Source organism: Peribacillus aracenensis (genome assembly GCF_025175645.1).
Classification (GTDB): domain Bacteria; phylum Bacillota; class Bacilli; order Bacillales; family DSM-1321; genus Peribacillus; species Peribacillus aracenensis.
In genome coordinates this window covers 1-1,472 of the sequence record NZ_JANZMJ010000089.1, presented here as the reverse complement: position 1 = coordinate 1,472, position 1,472 = coordinate 1, and the positions used below count along the sequence as shown (strand labels likewise).

Genomic DNA, 1,472 nt, shown 5'->3' with positions numbered 1-1,472 from the left:
TAAACTGTACCCTATAGAGTAGACACTAAAAAAAGGTCTGCTCTATAGGGTACTTTTATGTATAATGAAAAAAATGGGAGAATCGGAGAACAATTAAATGCCAAAAAAACTCTTTACTGAGAAAGAAATAGAAATACTATCTAATAATCCATATGTTAAATCTGTAAGTTCAAAGGGTGTTACATATACAGACGAATTTAAGAGGATTTTTATAGCTGAAAATGAAAATGGTAAGATGCCAAGGCAGATTTTCGAGGAGAATGGTTTTAATATTGAAGTCATAGGTATTGTCAGAGTACAAAGGGCAGCCTCCAGATGGCGTACTGCTTATAAAAAATCAGGAGTATTGGGACTTAGGGATACGCGTAGTGATAATTCGGGGAGAACAACTCAGAAGGAGCTTTCTCTAGAAGAAAAGAATGCTAGATTAGAAGCACAAAATCAATTGTTGAGAGCTGAGAATGAGTTACTAAAAAAGTTAGACATGATGGAAAGGGGGATGAAGAAAAACGAGTAAAAGTCTCTGCTGAACAGAGGTTTCTTTTAATACGTTCAGTAATAGAAAAGTATCTACTTAAAAATATGGTGAGTTTCTTATGCGAAATTGCGGGAGTTTCTCGCTCTGGTTTTTATAGCTACTTTTCTTCACAAGCTCAGGAAAGAAGAGAGCGAAGAGAAGAAAAAGACTTGATACTTAAAGAAAATATTTTAAATGCTTTTCATTTTAAACGCCGCAAAAAAGGAGCACGCCAGATTAAGATGACGTTAGAAGGACAGTTTCGAATTACATATAACTTGAAGCGAATCCGAAGGATTATGAGGAAATACAGGATTGTTTGTCCTATTAGAAGAACCAACCCTTATCAGAAGATGTTGAAAGCCACTCAAGAACACACCATTCTGCCGAACTTATTAAACCGAGAGTTTAAACAAGCAATTCCAGGAAAAGTATTACTTACTGATATTACATATTTATATTATGACAATAGACAAAAGGCTTATTTATCCACGATTAAAGATAGTTCAACGAATGAAATACTTGCCTATAATGTGTCTAGCCGAATGACATTAGATTTAGCTACAGATACATTAGTAAAGTTAACGAAGAATAAACGAGTAAAGTTTGCCGAAGGGGCCTTTATTCACTCTGATCAAGGAGTACACTATACTAGTCCCACTTTTCAGAAACACGTAAAAAAACTAGGACTTGGGCAATCCATGTCAAGAAGAGGGAACTGTTGGGATAACGCTCCACTAGAGTCCTTCTTTGGTCACTTCAAAGATGAAGCCTATATTAAACCTTGTAATACTATAGAAGAACTTAAAAAGGAAATAAGAAGTTATATGACGTACTATAACAATTTCAGATATCAATGGAACTTAAAGAAGATGACTCCTGTTCAATACAGAAATCACCTTCTCAAAGTGGCATGACCTTTTTTAAAAATGTCCTTTACATAGGGTACAGTTTA

The 1,472-nt window shown here is 34.8% G+C and carries 1 protein-coding gene; it reads left to right on the top strand.

From position 1 onward, the window contains the following. Positions 1 to 97 precede the first annotated feature (97 nt). A protein-coding gene (locus N0M92_RS29040; RefSeq protein WP_397443942.1) for an IS3 family transposase occupies positions 98 to 1,434 on the top strand; the annotation gives its coding sequence in 2 pieces (ribosomal slippage) (positions 98 to 482 and positions 482 to 1,434; 1,338 coding nt in all). Positions 1,435 to 1,472 lie beyond the last annotated feature (38 nt).